Genomic DNA, 292 nt, shown 5'->3' with positions numbered 1-292 from the left:
CAGTCATCGGCGGACAGATCGTTTCACAGCTTGTGAAAATAAAATCTGCCACCCATACTTTCCCCTTCAAATCATCTAATGACACCTTTTTCCCATCCTGATTTTCATATTCAAACGGCTGTATTTGATAATTTAACGCATCTTTGATTTGTCCATTTGAACATGAGACTAAAAGAAGCACGCTTATGATCATAAGCGCACCAAGTAAGGCTCTCCTTTTTTTAAGCACGGTACGTCCATCCCCTTTTTCAAGTCAATCGGTATAAAAAGTAAAGCCTATTGCGCCTTTTCC

1 protein-coding gene is annotated in these 292 nt (G+C 39.7%); it reads right to left on the bottom strand.

The window, feature by feature from the left end; genetic code table 11:
* On the bottom strand, positions 1–229 hold a 229-nt coding region (locus SB658_RS23105), incomplete at its 3' end, for an SCO family protein (protein ID WP_410602600.1).
* Positions 230–292 lie beyond the last annotated feature (63 nt).

It is taken from the genome of Bacillus sp. SIMBA_008 (genome assembly GCF_046535495.1).
GTDB classification, from domain to species: domain Bacteria; phylum Bacillota; class Bacilli; order Bacillales; family Bacillaceae; genus Bacillus; species Bacillus subtilis.
This window is presented reverse-complemented; position numbering and strand designations above follow the sequence as displayed.